At 56.4% G+C, this 23085-nt stretch carries 24 protein-coding genes and 1 riboswitch; of the genes, 19 read left to right on the top strand and 5 right to left on the bottom strand.

Going from position 1 to position 23085, the window contains the following annotated elements:
* Window positions 1-15 precede the first annotated feature (15 nt).
* From GOV90_RS05920 to cmk, 9 genes are all read left to right on the top strand, one after another.
* On the top strand, window positions 16-1038 hold the full coding sequence (locus GOV90_RS05920; protein ID WP_171094353.1) for a PhoH family protein: 1023 nt from the start codon (window positions 16-18) through the stop codon (window positions 1036-1038).
* Window positions 1039-1074: 36 nt separating this feature from the next.
* Entirely contained in the window at window positions 1075-1569 is a 495-nt protein-coding gene (gene ybeY / locus GOV90_RS05915) for an rRNA maturation RNase YbeY (RefSeq protein ID WP_171094351.1), read from the top strand.
* A 35-nt stretch (window positions 1570-1604) separates the two neighbouring features.
* The gene (locus GOV90_RS05910; protein WP_171094349.1) at window positions 1605-2492 is read left to right on the top strand and encodes a hemolysin family protein; all 888 of its coding nucleotides are present in this window, start codon (window positions 1605-1607) and stop codon (window positions 2490-2492) included.
* Complete coding sequence (lnt, locus tag GOV90_RS05905) at window positions 2489-3997, top strand: apolipoprotein N-acyltransferase (protein WP_171094346.1); 1509 nt, start codon at window positions 2489-2491, stop codon at window positions 3995-3997. The genes GOV90_RS05910 and lnt overlap by 4 nt, the downstream gene beginning before the upstream one ends.
* Window positions 3998-4034: 37 nt before the next feature.
* Window positions 4035-4083: riboswitch (SAM-SAH riboswitch) on the top strand.
* A 5-nt stretch (window positions 4084-4088) separates the two neighbouring features.
* Complete coding sequence (gene metK, locus GOV90_RS05900; RefSeq protein WP_171094344.1) at window positions 4089-5270, top strand: methionine adenosyltransferase; 1182 nt, start codon at window positions 4089-4091, stop codon at window positions 5268-5270.
* A 97-nt stretch (window positions 5271-5367) separates the two neighbouring features.
* Window positions 5368-6081: a tRNA (guanosine(46)-N7)-methyltransferase TrmB gene (gene trmB / locus GOV90_RS05895; protein WP_171094343.1), complete on the top strand. Its 714-nt coding sequence runs from the start codon at window positions 5368-5370 to the stop codon at window positions 6079-6081.
* 87 nt (window positions 6082-6168) lie between these two features.
* Complete coding sequence (locus GOV90_RS05890) at window positions 6169-7242, top strand: amidohydrolase family protein (protein WP_171094341.1); 1074 nt, start codon at window positions 6169-6171, stop codon at window positions 7240-7242.
* Window positions 7243-7327: 85 nt separating this feature from the next.
* Window positions 7328-8674 carry a 3-phosphoshikimate 1-carboxyvinyltransferase gene (gene aroA / locus GOV90_RS05885; RefSeq protein ID WP_171094339.1) on the top strand — a complete coding sequence of 449 codons (1347 nt, stop codon included), beginning with the start codon at window positions 7328-7330 and terminating at the stop codon, window positions 8672-8674.
* The gene (gene cmk, locus GOV90_RS05880) at window positions 8671-9288 is read left to right on the top strand and encodes a (d)CMP kinase (RefSeq protein ID WP_171094337.1); all 618 of its coding nucleotides are present in this window, start codon (window positions 8671-8673) and stop codon (window positions 9286-9288) included. The genes aroA and cmk overlap by 4 nt, the downstream gene beginning before the upstream one ends.
* A 23-nt stretch (window positions 9289-9311) precedes the next feature.
* Here the strand turns inward: cmk and GOV90_RS05875 are convergent, their stop codons facing one another.
* Entirely contained in the window at window positions 9312-9788 is a 477-nt protein-coding gene (locus GOV90_RS05875) for a YHS domain-containing (seleno)protein (RefSeq protein ID WP_171094335.1), read from the bottom strand.
* Between the two features lie 218 nt (window positions 9789-10006).
* Between GOV90_RS05875 and GOV90_RS05870 the strand changes: the two genes are divergently transcribed.
* Both GOV90_RS05870 and GOV90_RS05865 read left to right on the top strand, forming a co-directional pair.
* A complete protein-coding gene (locus tag GOV90_RS05870; protein ID WP_171094333.1) occupies window positions 10007-10543 on the top strand; it encodes a hypothetical protein in 537 nt (178 codons plus the stop codon).
* A gap of 154 nt (window positions 10544-10697) precedes the next feature.
* Window positions 10698-12383, top strand: a complete 1686-nt coding sequence (locus GOV90_RS05865) for a tryptophan halogenase family protein (protein ID WP_171094331.1) — start codon at window positions 10698-10700, stop codon at window positions 12381-12383.
* 43 nt (window positions 12384-12426) lie between these two features.
* On the opposite strand, the gene GOV90_RS05860 is transcribed toward GOV90_RS05865, so the two are convergent.
* On the bottom strand, window positions 12427-12834 hold the full coding sequence (locus GOV90_RS05860; protein ID WP_171094329.1) for a hypothetical protein: 408 nt from the start codon (window positions 12832-12834) through the stop codon (window positions 12427-12429).
* Between the two features lie 197 nt (window positions 12835-13031).
* Between GOV90_RS05860 and GOV90_RS05855 the strand changes: the two genes are divergently transcribed.
* The 8 genes from GOV90_RS05855 to GOV90_RS05820 all read left to right on the top strand — a co-directional run bounded on the left by GOV90_RS05855 (window position 13032) and on the right by GOV90_RS05820 (window position 20706).
* Window positions 13032-13325 (top strand): DUF6525 family protein, encoded by a 294-nt coding sequence (locus tag GOV90_RS05855; RefSeq protein ID WP_256367901.1) that lies wholly within the window; start codon window positions 13032-13034, stop codon window positions 13323-13325.
* A gap of 266 nt (window positions 13326-13591) precedes the next feature.
* A complete protein-coding gene (gene rpsA / locus GOV90_RS05850) occupies window positions 13592-15268 on the top strand; it encodes a 30S ribosomal protein S1 (RefSeq protein WP_171094327.1) in 1677 nt (558 codons plus the stop codon).
* Between the two features lie 270 nt (window positions 15269-15538).
* Complete coding sequence (gene ihfB / locus GOV90_RS05845; RefSeq protein WP_008758048.1) at window positions 15539-15823, top strand: integration host factor subunit beta; 285 nt, start codon at window positions 15539-15541, stop codon at window positions 15821-15823.
* A gap of 7 nt (window positions 15824-15830) precedes the next feature.
* The gene (locus GOV90_RS05840; RefSeq protein WP_171094325.1) at window positions 15831-16181 is read left to right on the top strand and encodes a lipopolysaccharide assembly protein LapA domain-containing protein; all 351 of its coding nucleotides are present in this window, start codon (window positions 15831-15833) and stop codon (window positions 16179-16181) included.
* A gap of 9 nt (window positions 16182-16190) precedes the next feature.
* On the top strand, window positions 16191-16832 hold the full coding sequence (locus GOV90_RS05835) for a phosphoribosylanthranilate isomerase (protein WP_171094323.1): 642 nt from the start codon (window positions 16191-16193) through the stop codon (window positions 16830-16832).
* Window positions 16833-16879: 47 nt separating this feature from the next.
* Complete coding sequence (locus GOV90_RS05830) at window positions 16880-17215, top strand: DUF3291 domain-containing protein (protein ID WP_171094321.1); 336 nt, start codon at window positions 16880-16882, stop codon at window positions 17213-17215.
* Window positions 17216-17284: 69 nt separating this feature from the next.
* Entirely contained in the window at window positions 17285-18532 is a 1248-nt protein-coding gene (gene trpB, locus GOV90_RS05825; protein WP_171094319.1) for a tryptophan synthase subunit beta, read from the top strand.
* Between the two features lie 524 nt (window positions 18533-19056).
* Entirely contained in the window at window positions 19057-20706 is a 1650-nt protein-coding gene (locus GOV90_RS05820; RefSeq protein WP_171105819.1) for an Ig-like domain-containing protein, read from the top strand.
* Window positions 20707-20745: 39 nt separating this feature from the next.
* On the opposite strand, the gene GOV90_RS05815 is transcribed toward GOV90_RS05820, so the two are convergent.
* The 3 genes from GOV90_RS05815 to pth all read right to left on the bottom strand — a co-directional run bounded on the left by GOV90_RS05815 (window position 20746) and on the right by pth (window position 23057).
* Window positions 20746-21120, bottom strand: coding sequence for a DUF2237 family protein (locus tag GOV90_RS05815; protein ID WP_171094315.1), 375 nt, complete (start codon window positions 21118-21120; stop codon window positions 20746-20748).
* Between the two features lie 9 nt (window positions 21121-21129).
* Window positions 21130-22293: a serine hydrolase gene (locus GOV90_RS05810; protein ID WP_171094313.1), complete on the bottom strand. Its 1164-nt coding sequence runs from the start codon at window positions 22291-22293 to the stop codon at window positions 21130-21132.
* A gap of 83 nt (window positions 22294-22376) precedes the next feature.
* Window positions 22377-23057, bottom strand: coding sequence for an aminoacyl-tRNA hydrolase (pth, locus tag GOV90_RS05805; protein WP_171094311.1), 681 nt, complete (start codon window positions 23055-23057; stop codon window positions 22377-22379).
* Window positions 23058-23085 lie beyond the last annotated feature (28 nt).

Below are 23085 nucleotides of genomic sequence, written 5' to 3'. Positions count from 1 at the left end.
AGACAGGAGAACGGATTGGCCATCGGTGCCCTGACCCCACCGCAAGATGAAATGCCCCAGCGTGAGGCGTTTGTAGAATTTCCCGACAACCGATTGTTGATTGACCTATGCGGCGAGTACGACCGCAATCTGACCGATATAGAAAGCAAGCTTTCGGTCCAGATTGTACGCCGTGGCAACCAGCTGGTTGTCATGGGCGACGAAGATGCTCAGAAACAAGCCGTAGAAGTGCTGCAATCGCTTTATACCCGCCTGGAAGGGGGGCGCGAGGTCGAAGCCGCAGATGTGGATCGCGAGTTGCGAATGGGTGCTTCGGAACAAGGTACGGGCACGCGCGACGGCGATCAGCTTGAGATGTTCAAGGGTGGCTCGGTCGAGATCAAGACCCGCAAGAAACTGGTCGAACCGCGTACAGATGCTCAGAAAGCCTATGTTCAGTCGTTGTTTCAGAACGAATTGGCCTTTGGCATTGGCCCTGCGGGAACAGGTAAAACCTATCTGGCGGTTGCCGTTGGTGTTTCGATGTTTATTGGCGGCCATGTGGATCGAATCATCCTGAGCCGCCCGGCGGTCGAGGCGGGTGAAAAGCTGGGCTATTTGCCTGGTGACATGAAGGACAAGGTCGATCCGTATATGCAGCCGCTTTATGACGCGCTGAACGATTTTCTGCCGGGTAAGCAACTGGCCAAGCTGATCGAGGAAAAACGAATCGAAATCGCCCCGCTGGCATTTATGCGCGGTCGAACTCTGGCTAATGCCTTCGTTGTTCTGGACGAAGCCCAGAACGCGACGACCATGCAGATGAAGATGTTCCTGACCCGTCTGGGTGAAGGCAGCCGAATGGTCATCACCGGCGACAGGTCTCAGGTGGACCTGCCGCGCGGGGTGCAATCCGGCCTGGCGGATGCTGAAAGGTTATTGAAAACGATACCAAATATCAGCTTCAACTATTTCACGTCAAAAGACGTCGTTCGTCACCCGCTTGTCGCCGCCATCATCGAGGCGTATGAGGCCGATGCGGGCCGCGATACCAGTTAAGTGCAAGGCCCTATGCAAGGGCTGATGTGCGGTAAGATGAACCTGGAACTCACTGTCGAAGACAATCGGTGGCAAGGTCTCGAGGCCTTGTCGCAAAAGGCGATTTCTGCTGTTTTGGCGTTTGTCGAACTGGATTCTGAGGTTTGTGAAGTCAGCGTTTTGGGCTGCGATGACGCACGGATTGCAGACCTGAATACAGAGTTTCGCGGCAAGCCAAGTGCCACCAATGTTCTGAGTTGGCCAGCCGAGGATCTGGCCCCGGAAGAACCAGGGCAGGTGCCGGTTTCGCCAGAGCCGGACTTTACAGGTGAAATCCCCTTAGGTGATATCGCGATTTCTTTCGACACCTGCGCACGTGAGGCAACTGACGCGGGTAAAGCCATGGACGATCACGTGATCCATTTGCTTGTTCACGGAACGTTGCATTTGCTCGGGTATGATCACATTCGTGATCCCGATGCCACCCTGATGGAAAGGATTGAGGTCGAGATACTTGGCAAATTAGGTATCGATGACCCATATAAGGTATGAAGGGGTCAGATGACCCGATCAATTGGAACAGGATAATGGGCGAGACAGACGGCAGTTCTAGGGCGGCGCACAGCGCGCAACCACAGGACAGCAGCAATACGACCGAAGAGAAAAGCGGATTTTTTTCTCGAATTTTTGATGCGTTTTCGGGCGATGAGGCTCAACCGCAGCCGGTGGCGAACGGACAGGATGCAACGGCGTCTCAGTCCCGTGGGATGATTAACCTGCGGCGGATGCGTGTTGAAGACGTCGCTATCCCGACTGCCGAAATCGTATCGGTGCCTTCTACGATCACCAAAGACGAGCTTGCGGATGTATTCCGTGAGAGTGGCCTGTCCAGAATACCGGTTTATGAAGGCACCCTGGATACGCCTTTGGGTTTTGTCCATCTCAAAGACTTTGCGTTGACCCATGGGTTCAACGGCGGGGGCAGTAGCTTCGATCTTGTCTCGATGCTGCGCACGCTGTTGTTTGTACCGCCGTCAATGCCAATCGGAATATTGCTGACTAAGATGCAGACAGAGCGGCGCCACATGGCGTTGGTGATTGATGAATATGGCGGTGTTGATGGCTTGCTGACCATCGAAGACCTGATCGAACAAGTCGTTGGTGAAATCGCTGATGAGCACGACGCTGATGAAGATCAGTTGTGGGTGCAGGAGAAACCCGGCTGTTATGTCGTGCAAGCCCGTGTCCCGCTTGAGGATTTCGAAGCCGAGATTGGCCGCTCGTTGACCAGCCATGAAGACGTGGATGAAGAGGAAATCGATACTTTGGGCGGCTTGGTGTTCATGCTGTCGGGTCGTGTGCCTGCACGAGGAGAAGTTGTGATCCACCCTGAAGGTCCTGAATTTGAAGTCCTCGACGCCGATCCGCGTCGCATAAAAAGGCTTCGCGTCATGCTGCCGGAAATCGCTGCATGACCCCCCTGCGGGGCTTGCCTTTCCCGCTGAGACTACTGGCCGCCGCCATACTGGGCGGGGTCGCAGGGTTTGGTTTTGCGCCTTATGGCTATTGGGCGCTGACGATCCTGTCTCTGGTCCTGATCGTGCCGCTGTTCCTGTCCAGCGAAACCCGCGCGCGGGCTGGTTGGATTGGATGGGTTTTTGCCACCGGTTACTTTGTGCACGCTCTCAGCTGGCTTGTCGAACCGTTTCAGGTGGACGCTGAACGCCACGCCTGGATGGCGCCGTTTGCGCTGGTGTTTATGGCAGGTGGCCTCGCGCTGTTTTGGGCCGTTTCCTTTTGGATGTCTCGCCGCCCGGGCGCGTCTTCTTTTCGCCAATGCCTGCTCTTGATCGTTACCCTTTCCTTGGCTGAGCTGGCCCGAGGCTATGTGCTAACCGGTTTCCCTTGGGCGGGGGTTTCGCAGATCTGGATCGATACACCAGTGGCGCAAATGTTGTCTTTGTTCGGGCCGTTTGGGTTAAACGCGATAACGTTCGCAGCGACATTCCCAATCGGTTCGGCATTGATGCACCCCAGACCTTTTCGAGGGCTGGTGCAATCAACGGTATTTACAGCCGGATTGGCCATTGTCGCGTTGAGCTATGCTGCGATGCGGCCAACGGTTCACGACGGTCCGCATGTTGTACGGGTTGTGCAACCAAATGCGCCTCAGCATCAAAAATGGGACCCGGCCTACGCCCCTTTGTTCTTCTCACGCCAGATTGACTATACAGCTGCCCAGCCGCGACCTGATCTGATCGTATGGCCCGAAACTGCAGTGCCCGCGTGGCTCGGCAGTGCACAACCGATTTTGACGGCCATAGCGGATGCAGCGCAGGGCACTCCGGTGATCCTGGGTATTCAGCGCGGAGACGGCCCGAGGATTTTCAATTCGATGGTCTATCTGGACGAAAGCGGGAACCAGGCTGGTCTGTATGACAAGCACCATCTTGCACCTTTCGGAGAGTACGTTCCCTTCGGCGATTTGATGGGGCGTTTTGGCATTCATGGATTAGCGTCCACAACGGGCCACGGGTTCAGCGCGGGACCGGGCCCGCAGTTGATGGATATGGGGCGCTTGGGGCAAGCCTTGCCGCTGATCTGCTACGAGGCCGTGTTCTCGCAGGATGTGAATGGTGCACCGGGGCGGGCGGATTTCCTTTTGCAGATCACCAATGACGCTTGGTTCGGAACCCGATCGGGCCCGTATCAGCACATGGTTCAAGCTCGGATGAGGGCGATCGAACAGGGCCTGCCGATGATCCGTGCAGCAAATACTGGCATATCGGCTATGATCGACCCTCTGGGCCGTGTCACGGCCTCTTTGCCTTTGGGCGAGGCTGGGTATGTCGATGCCATTCTGCCATTGCCGCAACAGTCGACGATTTATTCGCGAACAGGCGACAGTGCCATACTTGTGGCCCTTTTGTTTCTTGCCGCCATCATCCGATTTAGTGCCCGCCGGCGCGAGAATTATTAGCGATTGACCCCATCTTCGGGTGGGCGTATGCGTCTCTGACCTGTCACAACGGCTTCCTGGCGTGACAGAGAAACCCTAATGGAGCACATTTATGTCCCGACAGAACTATACATTTACTTCGGAGTCCGTTTCCGAAGGGCACCCAGACAAGGTCTGTGACCGCATTTCGGATGCCGTCCTTGACGCATTTCTGAATGAAGAACCCGAAGCACGCGTGGCTTGCGAAACCTTTGCCACAACCAACCGCGTCGTTATTGGCGGTGAAGTTGGTCTGTCGGATCAAGAAAAGCTGCATGACTACATGGGGCGTATCGAGAAGATTGCCCGCGATTGTATCAAAGACATCGGCTACGAGCAGGACAAGTTTCACCACGAAACGGTCGAGGTGACGAACCTGCTGCACGAACAATCCGCTCACATCGCGCAGGGCGTTGATGCGGCTGACAACAAAGACGAAGGGGCAGGCGACCAGGGCATCATGTTCGGCTACGCCACGACAGAAACCCCCGCGCTTATGCCCGCACCGATCCAGTACTCGCACGCTATCCTGCGTCGTCTGGCCGAAGTGCGCAAAAGCGGTGCCGAACCTGCGCTGGGTCCTGATGCCAAGTCGCAATTGTCCGTCATCTATCGTGATGGCAAACCGGTTGGCGTCAGCTCGGTCGTTTTGTCCACGCAGCACTTGGATGAAGCGCTGACATCAGATGACATCCGCGAAATCGTCGAACCCTATATTCGCGAAACTCTGCCCGAAGGCTGGTTGTCTGCTGACACCGAATGGCACGTAAACCCAACGGGCAAATTCGTGATTGGCGGCCCGGATGGTGACGCAGGTCTGACCGGTCGCAAGATCATCGTGGACACCTATGGTGGCGCGGCCCCACATGGCGGCGGCGCGTTCTCGGGCAAAGACCCGACCAAGGTGGACCGTTCCGCTGCGTATGCCGCGCGTTACCTTGCCAAGAACGTTGTCGCTGCTGGTATGGCAGAACGTTGCACGATCCAGCTGAGCTATGCGATTGGTGTCTCCAAACCGCTGTCCATCTATGCCGATACGCATGGGACAGGCCAGATTGCCGACGCCGAGATCGAAAAAGCCGTTGGGCAGGTCATGGATCTAACCCCGCGTGGTATTCGTGAGCACCTGCAGATGAACAAGCCGATCTATCAGCGCACCGCCGCTTATGGCCATTTCGGGCGCGAACCCGATGCAGACGGCGGCTTTAGCTGGGAACGCACCGATCTGGTTGATGCTCTGAAAGCAGCAGTCTGATCCAAACAGAAAGAAAGCGCGCCTGTTGGGCGCGCTTTTTCTTTACCGGTGCGGTGCGCACTTGCAACACTAAGGCCAGCGCAGTATGGCCACCGCCATGAGCACCGAGACCCCACAACGCCCGCGCAGAAATTTTTATGGCCGCTTCAAAGGTAAGACCCTGAAGCCCAGCCAAAAGACCTATCTGAACGAAGATCTTGCCGCGCTGTCGCCGGGTGCAGTGGATTGGGAAACGAACCCCGAACGCAAGCCCTTAGACCTGAATGGTCTGTTTGGCGGCAAACCGGTTTGGCTTGAGGTGGGCTTTGGCGGCGGTGAACATCTGGTGCATCAGGCGCAAAGCAACCCGGATATCGGCATCATCGGGGCAGAGCCCTACATCAATGGCGTTGCCATGTTGTTGGGAAAAATCCGGCAAGCGGGGGCCGAAAATCTTGCCGTGCATCCCGGCGATGCGCGTGATTTGTTCGATGTCTTGCCCGAAGCCAGTATCTCGCGCGCGTTTCTGCTCTATCCGGACCCATGGCCCAAGACCCGTCATCATCGCCGCCGTTTTGTGACGCCCGAACATCTGGAGCCGTTGGCGAAGGTGCTGAAACCCGGGTCGATCTTTCGCGTCGCTACCGACATTCCCGACTATGTGCGCCAGACGCTGGAAGAAGTTCCTCGCGCCGGTTTTGAATGGCTGGCGGAACGCCCTGCCGACTGGCGTGAGCCTTGGGACGACTGGATTTCCACCCGCTATGAGCAAAAGGCCCTGCGCGAAGGGCGGGTGCCGCATTATTTGACCTTCCGCAGGACGGAATCCTGATCACCGCCAGATTTCTGCAATCCTGAACGCTATGCTAGAATGTGCGTGACGCCCTTATTTTAGCACAGCCTTTTGTCCGGGATTGCCATGTCTGATATTCAGATCACGAACTGCCACACGCACCTTTTTCACGCGCGCCATGTGCCAGAGGATTACCCCTATCCGGCACTCAAGCCATTCAAAAAGATGCCTTGGCTGATCAAGGCGCTGGCCTTTGGTGCGCGCCTGATTGGTCAGCATTCCGCCGCCGAAAAACTGGACAGGCTTTACCGCTTTCAGCAGGAAACGGACGCGGGCAGCCAGCGCGATATTCTGGACAACATGCGGCGACACTATCCCAGTGATACCCGTTTTGTCGTGTTGCCAATGGAGATGTCAGCCTTTGGGTTCGGCGCGCCGGAGGTTCCGCTGAGCGCGCAACATAACGAACTGGCAAAGCTGTCTGGCGACCCGGATGTCGGCAGGTCCGTAATACCCTTTGCAACGATTGACCCGCGTGCCGATCCTCAGGCGACGGAACTCTGGCGGGCCATAGATGGTCTGAAGTTTCGGGGCCTGAAGCTCTATCCGCGTCTGGGGTTCGCGCCGGACGATCCAGTTCTTATGCAGCATGTTTACCCGCGGTTAGAAGAGTTGAACCTGCCGGTCATGTCCCATTGCTCACGCGGCGGCGTTCAGGGGCGCTATCTTTCGGACTATTGGGCCGACCGCTATACCGAGCCCGAGGCGTTTATTCCCGTAATGCGTGCTCATCCCAAGCTACGGATTTGCTTGGCGCATTTTGGCGGGCAGCGCGACTGGGATGCCTATGTCAATCCGGATCGCAAGAACCCGCTGGATGACGCCTTCAACCGGAACTGGCAGGTGGCAATCCGGCGCATGATCGGCAGTGGAAACTACCCCGGCCTCTGGACGGATATCTCTTACACATTGTTCCAGTTCGAGGATTACGTCCCGTTCCTGCGCATTTTCCTGACCGGCGAAGATGAAGAAAGTGAGCGTCTCAGGTCGCGTGTCCTGTTTGGATCAGATTACTACATGACCCGGCAAGAAGCGCTGTCAGAAAAGGCGGTCTGTTTTCGGCTGCGGAACATCTTGGGCGAGGAGATTTTCCGGCAGATCGCCGAAGAAAACCCGGCAAAATGGCTGGGTGAAGCCTGAGTGGCATCTTCGGGCTCATTGCCGCTGGACCAACCCGCTCCAATTCGCTAATCCGCCTTGAACTGATAGCGCAAAAGGAGCCCCCATGTCCGGACACGGCACGCCCATCCCGATGACCTCGCATCCCTGCGGCCCGCTGACTGGCACGGCCGAGGTGCCGGGTGACAAGTCGATCTCGCACCGGTCGTTGATCCTTGGCGCGATGGCTGTGGGTGAGACCAGGATCTCGGGCCTGCTGGAGGGCGAAGACGTTCTGGATACCGCCAAGGCAATGCGGGCCTTTGGGGCTGAGGTCACGGATCACGGTGGCGGGGAATGGACCGTGCATGGCGTGGGCGTCGGTGGGTTTGCCGAACCGGATCAGGTGATCGACTGCGGCAACTCAGGCACCGGTGTGCGATTGATCATGGGCGCTATGGCAACCTCTCCGATCACGGCGACCTTCACTGGCGATGCCAGCCTGAACAAACGTCCGATGGCGCGGGTGACTGATCCTCTGGCCCTGTTTGGCACGCAATCGGTTGGCCGGTCCGGTGGGCGTTTGCCGATGACCATCGTGGGTGCAGCGGACCCGACCCCGGTGCGGTATGAAGTGCCCGTACCCTCGGCTCAGGTCAAATCTGCTGTGTTGCTGGCGGGATTGAATGCCCCCGGCAAAACCGTTGTGATCGAAAAAGAAGCGACACGCGACCATTCCGAGCGGATGCTGGCCGGGTTCGGCGCTGAGATTACGGTTGAAGATACCGAAGAAGGCCGCGTTATTACCCTGACAGGACGCCCTGAATTGAAGCCGCAGGTCATCGCCGTGCCGCGTGATCCGTCCAGCGCGGCCTTCCCAGTGTGCGCTGCGCTGATCACACCCGGCTCGGATGTGCTCGTGCCCGGCATTGGCCTGAACCCGACCCGCGCTGGCCTGTTCACCACACTGCGTGAGATGGGTGCAGACCTGACTTACGAGAATGAGCGCGAAGAGGGTGGCGAACCTGTTGCCGATCTGCGTGCAAAATATTCGCCGAACATGAAGGGGATCACCGTGCCGCCGGAACGCGCGGCTTCGATGATCGATGAATATCCTGTGCTGTCCGTGGTTGCGGCCAACGCCACCGGCACCATGATGATGGGCGGTGTGAAAGAGCTGCGCGTCAAGGAAAGCGACCGTATCGACGCCATGGCGCGTGGCCTGCGCGCAAACGGTGTGACGGTAAACGAAGGTGACGATTGGTGGTCGGTTGAAGGGCTGGGTATCGGCAATGTCCCCGGGGCTGGCATCTGCGAGAGCTTTCTGGATCACCGCATTGCAATGTCTTTCATGGTGATGGGCATGGGCGCGCAGAAGCCAGTAAGCGTTGACGATGGCGGACCGATCGCAACGTCTTTCCCGATTTTTGAACCGTTGATGGCATCTTTGGGTGCAAAGGTTGAACGTACGTGAGCTTTACGGTCGCGATTGACGGACCTGCTGCTGCAGGCAAGGGCACGATCTCAAAAGCTGTTGCAGCGCATTTTGGGTTTGCCCATCTGGACACAGGGCTGCTCTACCGTGCGGTGGGTCGACGTGTTTTGACGGGCTCCGATCCGGTCGACGCGGCAAAGGCTTTGACCGCCGAAGAGTTGGAGCAAGGCGATCTTCGTACTCCCGATATCGCTCAGGCGGCGTCCAAAGTAGCGGTTGTTCCCGAGGTCCGCGCCGCGTTGGTGGATTTTCAACGCGCCTTTGCCCGCAGGGCCGGGGGGGCCGTTCTGGATGGGCGTGATATCGGGACGGTGATCTGTCCAAATGCCGAGATAAAGCTGTTTGTGACAGCCAGCGCCGAAGTGCGCGCTGAACGCCGGTATCTTGAGCTTAGCGCCAAAGGTGCCGATGTGACACGCGATCAGGTTCTGGCAGATGTCAAAGAGCGCGACTCGCGCGATGCAGAGCGTAGCACTGCACCGATGAAACCTGCGGAGGATGCGGTTCAGTTGGACACAACCGATCTGAGCATCGAGGCCGCATTGGCAAAAGCGCTTGAGGTCATCAACGCAAAATTGCCCGCGACACGCTAGCGCCGCAGGCAAAGGGTAGGGATTTAAAGCTCGCCCACGGCGACGCTTTTAATGTTTGCCCACTGTTCGTCAGCTGTTTTTGCTGTGCCGGCAACGTCCTTAAGAAAGGCCGCTCGGGTTTCAGCGTTCAGGAACAGGTACAGTTTGCCGTCGGCTACTAGATACTGATCGGGATCACCGTCGAACTTCTTGCCGACTGACACGCCGAACGAACAGAACCCGCCATGCTGCGGCAAATACGCAGCGGGGTTTGCCTCAAAGGCTTCGCGGTTCGCAGAGGTCGTGAAGTAGTAGGAGGCTCCGTCATATGTTGCCGAGTGTGTGGCAAAGCCTTCGACCGGATTGCCGTCGTTGACCAGAGCAACCAGATCAACGCCATGTGCGGCCAGCGGTGCCCCTGCGGCAGAAATGCCGTTTGATACGTTGATCTCGTCGGCCGCAAAGGCCGGAGTGGACAGGGCAATAGTCGTCGTCAAGGCAGTCAGAACAATGTATTTCATAGTGAGTTTCCTTTTGGTTTCGGTTTCGGGCCAGGCACTGTGCTGGCCGATGACACACAGTTAAGGCGAAGCGATTGAACGTTTAATCGCAGAAGAGACACTTATCTTTGCAGATCGTACAATCCGCTGAATGATATGGTGCCCCAGATCACTAAGCTTTGTTTGGCCAGTTCGTATCGCGGTTCGTATGGTCAAAGGGTGTCTGCAGGAGTGACCTCATGTTTCGCTTAGCCCTCATTCTGATTTTCATCTCTGGAAGCCTTGCCGCTCAGGAAGTTGAGCCGAAGGTCCCGGAGGCTGAGCCGCCGATGACATATGAGCGGCTAGGTAACATCCTCTTTGCGTTGGATCCCAAGGCCGAGCCGTTTGGTCCCGGTTTCCAGATGACCGTGGCTGACGAGCAGGTTTTGGTGGTCACCGACGTTAATGCGGACCGAATGCGCGCCATGATCGCCATCGGCAATGCTGCAGACCTTTCGGAAGAGGATTTGATCCGCGTGATGCAGGCCAATTTCGACAGTACGCTGGATGCGCGTTACGCAATTGCCAATGGTATCCTGTGGGCTGCGTTCATTCACCCGCTGTCGTTGCTGGAAAAAGATCAGTTGATTTCGGGGCTGGCCCAGACTGTGAATATCGCAAAGACGTATGGCACGTTGTACACCGGTGGGGCTGCAGAGTTTGGTGGGGGTGACAGCACCGATCTTCAGCGTGCTTTGATTGAAGAACTTTTGAAAAAGGGCGAAGAAATCTGACCAGCCCATATGTGTGCGTAAATTGCGGTTAAAGCCCTAGATGGACGCAGGAAAGCTGTTATAGTTTCCCCCAAGCGAAAAGGGAGAGCTGCCACATAACCCGAAAAAAGGGAGGCAGCCGTAAAATCCCCAAAGCCAACAGGGACAAAACCATATGAATAATCGTTTGAACCAAATCACCATCGTGGGCGGCGGCACGGCGGGGTGGATGACCGCGTTGATCCTGGACATGGTGTTTTCCAGGACGTCCTCGCAAAAGGATCGCCCGCGTATCTGTCTGATTGAAAGTCCCAATATCTCGACCGTAGGTGTGGGTGAGGCCACGGTGCCGCGCATGCCGGTCACGCTGCGCCAGGCAGGCATTTCCGAGCGAGATTTTTTCCGCGAGACCAACGCGTCGTTCAAGCTGGGTGTAAAGTTTTGCAACTGGAACAAGGACAGCAAGGGAAAACGCATCGATTATGTGAACCCTTTTGCCCATGGGCAGATGTTGGAAGGCTTGGATGCAGCTGAGTACTTCCTGCGCTTTGGTAACGGGGATCGGGATTTTACGCAGTCTATCTCGCCTCACGACGATCTGGGCCGTCTTTGCAAAGGCGCGCGGCAACTGGGGCAACCCGAATTCGAACAGCGCTTTGGCTATGCTTACCACCTGGATGCAGTGAAGTTTGCTGGAATGCTGACCAAGGTCTGCACACAAAATGGTGTGGAGCATATTCGGGATGAGGTGCGATCGGTTGAGCTGGATGAACAGGGTAACGTCAGCCATTTGATGCTGGAACGCAGAGGCCGCTATGACATCGAGATGGTTGTTGATTGCACCGGCTTCCGCGGGTTGATTATAAACAAGGCGCTGGGCGAGCCGTTTCTGGATTATTCTGACTACCTGCCCAACGATCGCGCCATGGCGCTGCAAATCGAGCATCCCAATCCGAAAAAGATCGAGAGCCTGACACGATCCACTGCACTTGGCGCAGGCTGGACGTGGCGGGTGCCGCTCTATAACCGCGTGGGCACGGGATATGTGTACTCATCGGCGCATCGCACGGATGATCAGGCGGCAGATGAGTATCTTGAATGGCTGGGGGACAGCGGCAAGGGTTTGACACCGCGCGTTATTCCGATGCGCGTCGGGCGCGTGCGCAATGCCTGGGTCAAAAACTGTGTCGCCATTGGTCTGTCCGGCGGATTCATCGAACCGCTGGAAAGTACCGCGATCCACATGATTGATCATGCGGTGCGCTGGTTCGCCGAGCATTTGCCGACACGCGCCATCGAGCCATCGCTGCGAGCTAGATACAACCGGCAGATGGACAAGATGTACAACGAGGTGTTGGAGTTTATCTGCCTGCACTATCGCTTGGGCAATCGCACGGACGATCCCTATTGGATCGATGCGCGGACACAGATGAAGGTGCCGGACCGGTTGGCCGAGAACCTGGAGCTGTGGCAGCACCGCCTGCCAATGGATCACGATGTCGAGTTCGCAACGCTGTTTGATCATCGCGTGTATCAGACAGTTCTGTTGGGTAAACAGGTCTATGACACAGGCTATGGGCCGGGTATCCGGGATCAGGTGAGACCATTGAAGAAGGTGATCTGGTATCAGGGTATGCAGCGCGCGAAAGAGGATCTTGCGCAGATCATCAGAACAATGCCCGATCACAAAACGCTGCTGCGCGATATCCGTGGCGAGCTAGAGCGTCCGGCCTTTGGCAAGGCGAAGGTTGCGCAGCCAACTGTCGCGATGCCGGGCACTGCTCCGGCTCCGGTCAGGATCCAGAACATGCCCAATTTTGCCGAAATCCAAAGCGGTGCCAAGGACTTGCAACTGTTCTAAAGAACGGCTGCCGATTGTGCAGATGTCTTGATGGGGGTGCGCCTTACGCCGGTACTGGAACCGGCGTTCGATCTCCCATCAGGTACCGGATCACGTCCACATAGTCGAAGACCAATGAAATCGCGATGGTCAATAAGACCGCGCGGATGATCCATCCGGGGATAACGGGCATGTCTTCACGTGCCTGCTGCCTCCACAGATACCAGGCAACTGGCGTCCAGAACACGACATGGCCCAGCCCCATTAACCGGACATAACCAAGCTGGTTGAAGATCAGCAAAACCCCGACCGCAGCGAGCACACTGCCAACGACGGTGATGATCGCTGTCAGGCGCGTTTGTTTCCAGATCAAGAGAGAGATCGGGAGGAGGAAGGCCCCAAAGCTCAGGACGTTTAACCAAATCTGAATCCACTGAGGCTGTTGGGCGACGATGAGGTTGAACTCTTCCATGATCTGACATCTCCGGTGCGTCTCTGAGCAGCCCCACTGGTGCCTTGTTGCAAGCGGTGATTCAACAAACCCGCAGCGTTATCAACGGAATGTGAGTGAGCCGGCAATAGGTGGGTTCCTTGTGGCTCTAGTCATCTTGCACTTGGCTCCTTGAGATGTAATATCATCACAAAAATTGGACCGCAAAGAGCATGAACTTGAGCAGAACCCAGCAACGGGCTTTCCCAAAGGGCGAATCCAATCGCAACCTGCGCAGCACGCTCAAGCGCCGCAGGCGGAACATCCCACCGATGCAGGCTTATGACGCGCTACCTCAGGAGTTGCGGCAATGGTTGGCGCAAGCCTGCTTGCCTTGGAGCCCAAGCTCGGCTTTGAAGATATGGAACAACGCCGGGGGTGGTCACGACCCGTTGGTCGCAATTGGTCGTCTGGAGACGGTAGAACGGGCCATGTTGCAACGAGACGCTCAAGTGTGGGGCGCGAACAGATAGGCGAATTGCAGCAGCAATGACCTGCCGAACCTTGAAAACATGGGCTTTGCCCTTGCAACTATCAGGGAATCCGCCTATACGCGCGCTGTCGATACAAGGGCGGTCAACGTCCGGATGACGTTTCTGAGCAGGGCCGGGTTATCTCGGCCCTTTGTGTTTGTTTGCTCAGGGGCGCACCGGGTCACGCCAGACGGCATCATGAAACAAGACCGGCGGAGACAACCGCTCGGCCAGCAAAAACGTACTGTAAAGGAAAACAACGCCACATGGCTAACGCATCCATGGAGGAATTCGAAGCCCTCCTTAACGAAAGCTTCGAAATGGACACGCCCGAAGAGGGTTCTGTTGTCAAAGGCAAGGTTCTGGCGATCGAAGCCGGCCAAGCCATCATCGACGTAGGCTACAAAATGGAAGGCCGCGTTGATCTGAAAGAATTCGCAAATCCCGGCGAAGCCCCTGAAATCGCTGTTGGTGACGAGGTAGAAGTTTACCTGCGCGCCGCAGAAAACGCCCGCGGCGAAGCCGTTATCTCGCGCGAGATGGCCCGCCGTGAAGAGGCATGGGACCGCCTGGAAAAAGCATATGCCGACGACCAGCGTGTCGAGGGTGCAATCTTTGGCCGCGTCAAAGGTGGCTTCACCGTCGATCTGGGTGGCGCAGTTGCGTTCCTGCCCGGCTCGCAGGTTGACGTCCGCCCCGTGCGCGACGCTGGCCCGCTGATGGGTCTGAAGCAGCCGTTCCAGATCCTGAAAATGGACCGCCGCCGTGGCAACATCGTTGTGTCTCGCCGCGCAATCCTGGAAGAATCGCGTGCCGAACAGCGTGCCGAAGTTATCGGCAACCTGTCCGAAGGTCAGACCGTCGAGGGTGTTGTCAAGAACATCACCGAATACGGTGCATTCGTTGACCTGGGCGGCGTCGACGGCCTGCTGCACGTCACCGACATGGCATGGCGTCGTGTGAACCACCCGTCCGAGATCCTGACGATCGGCGAAACCATCAAGGTTCAGGTCATCAAGATCAACAAAGAAACCCACCGCATCAGCCTGGGCATGAAGCAGCTGCAAGAAGATCCGTGGGATCTGGTTGCTGCGAAATACCCGCTGGGCTCGGTCCATCAGGGTCGCGTCACCAACATCACTGATTACGGCGCGTTCGTCGAGCTGGAAGCCGGTGTCGAAGGTCTGGTGCACGTGTCCGAGATGTCCTGGACCAAGAAAAACGTCCACCCCGGCAAGATCGTTTCGACCAGCCAAGAAGTCGACGTCATGGTTCTGGAAATCGACGGCGCCAAGCGTCGCGTGTCTCTGGGCCTGAAACAGACTCAGCGCAACCCATGGGAAGTGTTTGCAGAAACACACCCTGAGGGCACCGAGGTCGAAGGCGAAGTCAAGAACATCACCGAATTCGGTCTGTTCATTGGCCTCGAAGGCGACATCGACGGCATGGTCCACCTGTCCGACCTGTCCTGGGACGAGCGTGGCGAGGATGCGATCCAGAACTACCGCAAAGGCGACATGGTTTCGGCCGTTGTCTCGGAAGTTGACGTGGAAAAAGAGCGTATCTCGCTGTCGATCAAAGCCCTGGGCGGTGACAAGTTCGCCGAAGCCGTGGGTGGCGTGAAGCGTGGCTCGGTCATCACCGTTGAAGTGACCGCTATCGAAGATGGCGGCATCGAGGTCGAATACGAAGGCATGAAGTCGTTCATCCGTCGTTCGGACCTGTCACGTGACCGTTCCGAACAGCGCCCCGAGCGTTTCTCGGTCGGTGACAAGGTCGACGTCCGCGTCACCAACGTCGACAGCAAGACCCGCCGTCTGGGCCTGTCGATCAAGGCACGCGAGATCGCCGAAGAGAAAGAGGCCGTGGAACAGTACGGTTCTTCCGACTCGGGCGCGTCGCTGGGCGATATCCTGGGTGCAGCGCTGAAGTCGGGCGACTAAGCCCCGGGCGCATCCCAAGAAAGAATTTCGGCCTCGCGCATCAGCGCGGGGCCGTTTTTGTTGCGAATCAATATGTTCCAAATGGATTGCTTATTCGCGGTATTGTTCGCGCTTTAAGTGTGCAAAATCCGCTGTCCGGCAAAAATTCGCGTGAGAATATGGCAAAATAAAGCCTCAGCGCGCAGAGTATGCGTTCCCCCAAACCGGATTTTTTCCTATACTGTCAAATCAGTAGACCTGACACACCGGCTGCCTGGGAGGGTATCACGCATGATCCGTTCAGAATTGATTCAGAAAATCGCTGACGAAAACCCGCATCTCTATCAGCGTGATGTTGAGCGGATCGTGAATACCGTGTTCGAAGAAGTCACCGATGCCATGTCACGAGGCGACCGTGTCGAATTGCGTGGTTTCGGCGCGTTTTCGGTCAAAAAGCGCGATGCACGTGTGGGCCGGAACCCTCGCACGGGTGAGACGGTTCAGGTCGAGGAAAAATGTGTACCGTTTTTCAAAACTGGCAAGTTGCTAAGGGACCGATTGAACGGTAAAGCCTGACCCTATGATGCGCTACATTCGATACGCTTTTCTTGGGACTCTTGGGATCATCCTGATCTCGGTGTCCTTGGCTAATGTTGAGTCGGTTGAACTTAAACTGATGCCGGATCCATTGGCTGAGTTGCTGGGGTTCAACCTGACCGCTTCGCTTCCTTTGTTCCTTGTGGTTCTGGGCGGTGTTGTGGCCGGTCTGATCATTGGATTCATTTGGGAATGGATGCGTGAACACAAGCATCGCCGTGACGCAACGGCGAAGAAAAGCGAAGTGCGCAAGCTTGAGCGAGAGGTCAAGAAGCTCAAGAACAAGCAAAACGAGGGCAAAGATGATGTTCTGGCCCTTCTGGATGAGGCAAGCTGAGCCCACTCCATGTCAGATGTTAGGTTCAAAATCTGCGGCCTGACCGCACCTGACCACGTGCGCGCGGCTGTTGACGCCGGAGCAGGGTATGTGGGTTTTGTTTTCTTTCCGAAGTCGCCGCGCCATCTGGAGACCGCGCAAGCTGCGGCATTGACGCAATTGGTACCGCCGGGCGTGGCGAAGGTGGCATTGGTCGTAAATGCGACTGACGAAGAACTGGACAGTATCGTGTCCGCAGTTCCGCTGGACATGCTTCAATTGCACGGCAAGGAATCACCCCATAGGGTGACTGAGGTTCGTGACCGTTTCGGATTGCCGGTGATGAAGGCAATCGGTGTAGCCGAAGCTGAGGATCTAACTGCAATAGATCTGTACTCCGAGGTGGCAGACCAATTGCTTATTGATGCAAAGCCGCCGAGGGATTCGGAATTGCCCGGTGGAAATGGGTTAGCATTCGATTGGCGTTTGCTGGCGGGTCGGAAATACTGGCGACGCCCATGGATGCTGGCTGGCGGCCTGACTCCACAAAACGTTGCTGAAGCCGCCAGGATGACCGGCGCGCGGCAGGTTGATGTCTCTTCCGGTGTCGAATGCGCGCCGGGCCAAAAGGATGCCACGCTGATCCACGAGTTTGCCGCTGCTCTGGTGTGATCTGATTTCGAATTCGCTGCGTATCCCCCGATACGGAGGGATGGAAAATGTTAGCAGCAATCGGCGGAATCTCATTAAAACACTGGTACAACGCGCCCGAGTTTTTCTGGCGCGCGCGGCAGGCATATCATCAAGCAAAAGGTGATCCCTTGTGCCTTCATGCGGCAGTTTTTCGGCAGGACGGTCTCTATTTCTCACTTAGCGTTTGGCACGATATCGAGGCGATGTTGACCTTCGCGCAATCCGGCCCACATCGTCGCGTCATGATGGCGGCTGATCGATTGGCGGATTTGAACCGGTTTTACCATTTTAGCTGCATTGGTGTCCCAACCTCGGATCAGGCAATTCAAGTCTGGCGCCAAAACACGCAGGTTGCGGAATGATGCGTTTTGCCCATGGCAAATCCCGCCGCCACCTCCTATGAACAACGGGTACGACGAGTGGAGACACCCATGGCCAACGATCTTTTCAACTCTTTCATGTCCGGCCCCGATGAACAGGGGCGTTTTGGCATTTTCGGTGGACGGTTTGTCAGTGAGACGCTGATGCCCCTGATCCTGTCGCTGGAAGAGGAATACAACAAGGCCAAGGATGACCCCACCTTCTGGGCCGAGATGGATGATCTGTGGGCCAACTATGTGGGCCGCCCCTCACCGCTGTATTACGCTGAACGCCTGACCGAGCATTTGGGTGGCGCAAAGATTTACCTGAAACGCGATGAGTTGAACCATACCGGCGCGCACAAGATCAACAACGTGCTGGGCCAGATCATTCTGGCGCGTCGTATGGGCAAAACCCGGATCATCGCTGAAACCGGGGCGGGGCAGCATGGCGTGGCCACCGCCACCGTCTGCGCCAAGTTCGGCCTGAAATGCATCGTCTACATGGGTGCGCATGACGTTCAGCGTCAGGCCCCGAACGTATTCCGCATGCGCCTGTTGGGTGCCGAAGTGATCCCGGTCACGTCTGGCCGTGGGACGCTGAAAGACGCGATGAACGACGCGCTGCGCGATTGGGTGACCAATGTGCGCGACACGTTCTACTGCATCGGCACCGTGGCCGGTCCGCATCCCTATCCGGCGATGGTGCGTGACTTCCAGTCAATCATCGGCAAGGAAGCGAAAGAGCAGATGATGAAGGCCGAAGGCCGTCTGCCCGATACGATCATCGCTGCCATCGGTGGTGGGTCGAATGCAATGGGCCTGTTCTACCCCTTCCTCGACGACAAAGACGTCAACATCATCGGCGTCGAGGCCGGTGGCAAAGGCGTGAATGAGAAGATGGAGCATTGCGCTTCGCTGACCGGAGGCCGTCCGGGCGTGCTGCACGGCAACCGTACGTATCTGTTACAGGATGACGACGGTCAGATTCTTGAGGGCTATTCGATCTCGGCTGGTCTGGATTACCCGGGCATTGGGCCCGAGCATTCCTGGCTGAACGACATTGGCCGCGCCAACTATGTCTCGATCACCGACAAAGAGGCGCTTGAGGCGTTCCAGCTGTGCTGCGCGACCGAGGGCATCATCCCAGCGCTGGAACCCAGCCACGCGTTGGCTCATGTGATGAAAATCGCGCCGGATCTACCCAAGGATCACCTGATCTGCATGAACATGTGCGGTCGGGGTGACAAGGACGTTCAGACCGTGGCGAAGTATCTGAATTTCGACATGTCTGACACCGAAGGTCGCACAGTCGGTTAAATCAAAACCGGGGCCCTTTGCCCCGGTTTCTTCTATCCAACCTTACGCTTTGTTGAACTCGCCTATAAGTAGAGTCACCAAACCTAAGGAATCGAGTGCGGACTAGGTGTCTGGTCGAGTAGGAAAGACGGTGTTTCTTGATTGAGGATAGCCTGATTTGATCGCATGAACTGTTGCAATTTTGCTAACTTTTCTCAGCTTTAACTCCCAAAACACCGCTGGTTTTCCATCTGCCGTTGCGGGCCGTTTTCTTGCATAACACCTTCAAAAACCTCTGGTTCATTGGTGCGACCTAAACAGCTTACAAAAAACGCTTAACAATTGCGTAGTTGTCGGCGCTTTGTCGTGCAATCCCACATTCTATACAACTTCTCAGAATTGATTTAACGTTTTGTAAACTGGTTTTGGGAGCCGGTTTATCGGGGATGTCTCTACTTGTTGGCGCAAGAGATGACACGCTTGGGTTGCTGTTTTGACTCAAGCCCCTTTTTGTTTGGCACCCGCGCAGTGCTGTAGGAGGTAAAATGGTAAGGTCAGCTATGTTGAGGTTGTCAAGCCTCTTGCTGCTTGTTGCAGCGCTATTGCTTGGGGGCACGAAACAGGGTGCAGCGCTTGGCACCAATTTCATAGTGCAGAACAACCCGACGCCCAGCGGCGGCAATGTGGCGCTTTCCAACAATCCGGCATTGGGCTCGGCCTTCGTATCTGCGGGGGGATCTGTCCCGGCGGGCACCTTTTACAGCTTGGGATCTGTTTCCACGGTTTTGCCAGCAATCACCCCTGCCGCGTTGACTGGGCTTGGTTGGATCAATCCGACTATTATCAGTCAGGACGGGGCAGATTCGACTTATGCTGCTGATGGATACATGGGGTTTGTCTTTACAGCACAGGAAACCGCAGGTGGGCCGCTCTATCGATATGAATTCGCGCTGTCCGGTGTAACGAACACGGTTCCAATCAACACACGAACACTGGTGGATACAACCCAACCAACGGCCACAATCGGAGCATTGACGGCTACAGGAAATGGTACGTTTCAGGCGTCGATCACACTCAGCGAACCCAGCACCGATTTCACTGTGGGGGACCTGTCGGTGACAAACGCAACGGCCACCCTGACAGGGTCAGGGACCAACTATGTTGCAACGCTGACACCGCAAAACAACGGCACCATCGAACTGTTCGTTCCAGCGGGTGTATTCACCGACGCGGCAGGGAATTTGAACCTGGCCTCCAACACTGTGACGACGGTACAGGCGGTTACAAATACGCAGCGGCTGATACAGGCCTTTCAGAACGCACGGGCCACCAGCCTTACAACAAACCAGCCCGGACTGACCCGGTTTTTGCAGCGTTCGGGCTCTGGCGTGTTGGACACCTCGATAACGCAAGGTTCGGGTTATCTGAACTTTGCCTCAGATCCATCCAACCCAGTCTGGTTCAATCTGACCGGCAACTGGAGTTCACAGGACAATTTCGACAGCTCTTATGCGTTGGCTGTTCTGGGCGCGCATCGTCAGGTCAATTCGAACCTTCTGATCGGCGCTATGCTGCAACTCGACTATGCCGAAACAGAAAACGGTCCGGCCAGCGTTGACGGCACGGGGTGGCTGATTGGCCCTTACGTGGTCGCCAAGTTGCCCAGCCAGCCGGTGTTTTTTGAAGGGCGCGCTCTGTATGGACAGGCTGACAACGACATCTCTCCACTTGGGACCTATACTGATAGTTTCGACAGCGATCGCTGGTTGGTGCAATCGCGCGTCACTGGCGAAATCAAGCGAGGAGCCCTGACTTTGATGCCATTGCTGGATGTCAGCTATGCCAGCGATGATCAGAAGGCGTACACTGACAGTTTGGGGAACCTCATTCCACAGCAGGACTTCAGCCTCACTACGGCGCGGTTGGGTATGGATTTCAGTCACCCTATCCAGGTGTCGCGTGGTGCCATGGAGCTAACCGGTGGATTGTCAGGGATCTGGAGTACAACCTCGGGCACCGGCACTGTCCCCGGCGTGACACCGATTGGCGATACGGCCCGTGCCCGTGCGGATTTGGGCTTTGACTACCGACTAGAGAACAATAGTGTGCTTGCGGCTAACGTGTTTTATGACGGCATTGGTGAAAGCGGGTTCGAGAACTACAGCGTTAACCTGCTCTGGCAAATGTCCTTCTGACCCGACTTGAGCGGATCAGGCATAACCGTTTTGAGGCTTTCATTTTTCCGCTTTGTGCTGTCGCAATATCTCAAGGGGCACGATCTCTAGCGCGCGTTGATGCGTGGCCTCAAGATGGACCTGAGGCGCACATCCTTCGTCATGGGCTTGTAGAAAGCGGCTGGCGCAAAGGCACCAGCTGTCACCGGGCTTGAGACCGGGAAAGTCGAATTCGGGCCGTGCAGTGCTCAGATCATTTCCGACATATTTCGAGAAGGCCAGAAACTCGGCTGTCATCACCGCACAAACGGTGTGGCTGCCCTGATCTTCGGGGCAGGTGTTACAAGCGCCGTCCCGGAAAAAGCCGGTTAGGGGATCTCTTGAGCAGGGGGCGAGGACACCACCCAGCACATTGATACTGTCTTGCTTTTGCATAAGGCTACCTTACAGGCTTTCTGCGATCTTGCGGAACATTTCGATGTTCTGATCATTCACGCCGGGTTCACGGAACAGGCGATCTGCACCGGTCGAGACGATAAGAACACCGCGGGGCTGATTGAAATAGATATACTGACCGTAAACGCCACGCGCCAGAAACTCTCCTTCATGCGCACCTCGGGGTATCCACCACTGATAGCCATACCCGATCTTGCCTTGTGCCGTCGGGGCGCTGGGTTGCGTGGCCTCAAATATCCATGCGGCGGGGACCAGTTGCTGCCCATTCACTTCGCCGTCTTGCAGGATCATCTGACCGAACCGAGCAAAATCGCGCGTGGTGAAGTTTAGGCCGCCCAAAACAAAAGCAACACCGGTACCGTCGGTAACGTAGTATCCGTCGCGTTCCAGGCCCAAGGGTTGAATGATTTTTTCAGTCAGCAGATCTGCAACGCTCTGCCCGGTCGCGCCGCGTATCACCATGCCCAGGACGTGTGTGTCGATCGAGACGTATTGCCAGGTTTCGCCCGGCGTCGCGAAGCTGACTTGCAAGGATGCCGCGAAATCGTCCAGCTCACCACCTAAGGCGATCACGCGCCCCATCCTGTTGATGTCGGAATTCGGGTCCAGATAATCCTCGTCAAAGGTGACCCCGCTGGCCATGTTCAACACATTGCGGATTGTCGCGCCTTCATACGCGCTGCCCTTGAGTTTTGGCGCGTATTTTACCACCGGGTCATCCAGCGACTCGATTGCGCCCTCATCCAACAAAATCCCGAACAGAGCTGACAAATAGCTTTTTGCCACCGACCACGAGATTCTACGGTCATCCGGTCCGGTGCCCAGATAGTATTCCTCGAACCGGATATCGCCGTCCTGCATCACCAGCAACGAGGTGACAGAGCGTTCATCGATCCAGGCGTCGGTGCCGTCCGGCAAATCAAACCCGTCGCCATAAGGCAGCTCCCATGTCGGGGCGTCGCCACGGGGCAGATCAACAGTCAAAAAAGCCGCGTCCATATGCGAAAAATTGTGAACGATCTTTTCTTCGGAAAACAGCGAGTTCACAGCCATCAGGCGCTGTAGCTCTTCACGTTTCCACAACCCTACGGCAACGGCTGCCAAAGTCAGCGCTACACCGATGCGCAGCACCCATTTCAAGAAGGTTCTCATCCCTTAGCCTCCCTTGGTCCACGGTATTGGATCGCGGCCGCATTCATTCTGCAATGGCTACGTAACGGAAGGTTTTGGACCTGCTATTTGAATTTGTCCAACAGCTTCTGCATGGCAGAGCGGTCATCAACCACTGGTTCTGGTGGTGTATCAGGCTTTGCCTGGGTCTTCGGGGCAGGGGTCTTCGAAGATCGCGGTGGAGCAGTGCGCAGCGCGACCGCATTCATGAATTTGCCACCATCTCCGTTTGCCAAATATGCCGCGCCGTCTGAAACCCCGCGCAGAACATCATCCAGCCAGTCGGCATCTGCCTTGGCAAAATCGCCCAGAACATAGGCCGAGACCATCTCTTTCCGCCCCGGATGCCCGATCCCCAACCGCACGCGGTCATAAGCCGGGCTGATGTGATCATGGATCGAGCGCAGGCCATTATGCCCGGCATGTCCTCCACCCGCTTTCACGCGGACTTTGCCGGGGGCGAGGTCCAGCTCGTCGTGAAAGATGGTCACATCGGTTGAATCCAGTTTGTAGAACCGCATCGCTTCTCCCACCGACTGACCCGACCGGTTCATGAAGGTCTGCGGTTTGATCAGCAGAACTTTTTCATCACCCAAACGCCCCTCGGCGATTTCGGCCTGGAATTTGGATTTCCATGGGCCAAAGCCGTGATCCTCGGCGATCCGTTCCACGGCCATGAAGCCAATATTGTGCCGGTTGCGGGCGTATTTCGACCCCGGGTTCCCCAATCCGACAAACAGTTTCATAGTCTCATCCTTTTGCGATGCAGGTGGT

Source organism: Ruegeria sp. HKCCA5929, from assembly GCF_013034525.1.
Classification (GTDB): Bacteria; Pseudomonadota; Alphaproteobacteria; order Rhodobacterales; family Rhodobacteraceae; genus Ruegeria.
The sequence above is the reverse complement of the archived record's forward strand: the minus strand, read 5'-3'. Positions and strand labels throughout refer to the sequence as shown.

Excerpts from the sequence above, each read along its gene's own strand:
- ybeY (WP_171094351.1), top strand. The coding sequence starts at position 1,075 with ATGAACCTGGAACTCACTGTCGAAGACAATCGGTGGCAAGGTCTCGAG.
- GOV90_RS05910 (WP_171094349.1), top strand. The coding sequence starts at position 1,605 with ATGGGCGAGACAGACGGCAGTTCTAGGGCGGCGCACAGCGCGCAACCA.
- lnt (WP_171094346.1), top strand. The coding sequence starts at position 2,489 with ATGACCCCCCTGCGGGGCTTGCCTTTCCCGCTGAGACTACTGGCCGCC.
- metK (WP_171094344.1), top strand. The coding sequence starts at position 4,089 with ATGTCCCGACAGAACTATACATTTACTTCGGAGTCCGTTTCCGAAGGG.
- trmB (WP_171094343.1), top strand. The coding sequence starts at position 5,368 with ATGAGCACCGAGACCCCACAACGCCCGCGCAGAAATTTTTATGGCCGC.
- GOV90_RS05890 (WP_171094341.1), top strand. The coding sequence starts at position 6,169 with ATGTCTGATATTCAGATCACGAACTGCCACACGCACCTTTTTCACGCG.
- aroA (WP_171094339.1), top strand. The coding sequence starts at position 7,328 with ATGTCCGGACACGGCACGCCCATCCCGATGACCTCGCATCCCTGCGGC.
- GOV90_RS05875 (WP_171094335.1), bottom strand. The coding sequence starts at position 9,788 with ATGAAATACATTGTTCTGACTGCCTTGACGACGACTATTGCCCTGTCC.
- GOV90_RS05870 (WP_171094333.1), top strand. The coding sequence starts at position 10,007 with ATGTTTCGCTTAGCCCTCATTCTGATTTTCATCTCTGGAAGCCTTGCC.
- GOV90_RS05865 (WP_171094331.1), top strand. The coding sequence starts at position 10,698 with ATGAATAATCGTTTGAACCAAATCACCATCGTGGGCGGCGGCACGGCG.
- GOV90_RS05860 (WP_171094329.1), bottom strand. The coding sequence starts at position 12,834 with ATGGAAGAGTTCAACCTCATCGTCGCCCAACAGCCTCAGTGGATTCAG.
- rpsA (WP_171094327.1), top strand. The coding sequence starts at position 13,592 with ATGGCTAACGCATCCATGGAGGAATTCGAAGCCCTCCTTAACGAAAGC.
- ihfB (WP_008758048.1), top strand. The coding sequence starts at position 15,539 with ATGATCCGTTCAGAATTGATTCAGAAAATCGCTGACGAAAACCCGCAT.
- GOV90_RS05840 (WP_171094325.1), top strand. The coding sequence starts at position 15,831 with ATGCGCTACATTCGATACGCTTTTCTTGGGACTCTTGGGATCATCCTG.
- GOV90_RS05835 (WP_171094323.1), top strand. The coding sequence starts at position 16,191 with ATGTCAGATGTTAGGTTCAAAATCTGCGGCCTGACCGCACCTGACCAC.
- GOV90_RS05830 (WP_171094321.1), top strand. The coding sequence starts at position 16,880 with ATGTTAGCAGCAATCGGCGGAATCTCATTAAAACACTGGTACAACGCG.
- trpB (WP_171094319.1), top strand. The coding sequence starts at position 17,285 with ATGGCCAACGATCTTTTCAACTCTTTCATGTCCGGCCCCGATGAACAG.
- GOV90_RS05820 (WP_171105819.1), top strand. The coding sequence starts at position 19,057 with ATGGTAAGGTCAGCTATGTTGAGGTTGTCAAGCCTCTTGCTGCTTGTT.
- GOV90_RS05815 (WP_171094315.1), bottom strand. The coding sequence starts at position 21,120 with ATGCAAAAGCAAGACAGTATCAATGTGCTGGGTGGTGTCCTCGCCCCC.
- GOV90_RS05810 (WP_171094313.1), bottom strand. The coding sequence starts at position 22,293 with ATGAGAACCTTCTTGAAATGGGTGCTGCGCATCGGTGTAGCGCTGACT.
- pth (WP_171094311.1), bottom strand. The coding sequence starts at position 23,057 with ATGAAACTGTTTGTCGGATTGGGGAACCCGGGGTCGAAATACGCCCGC.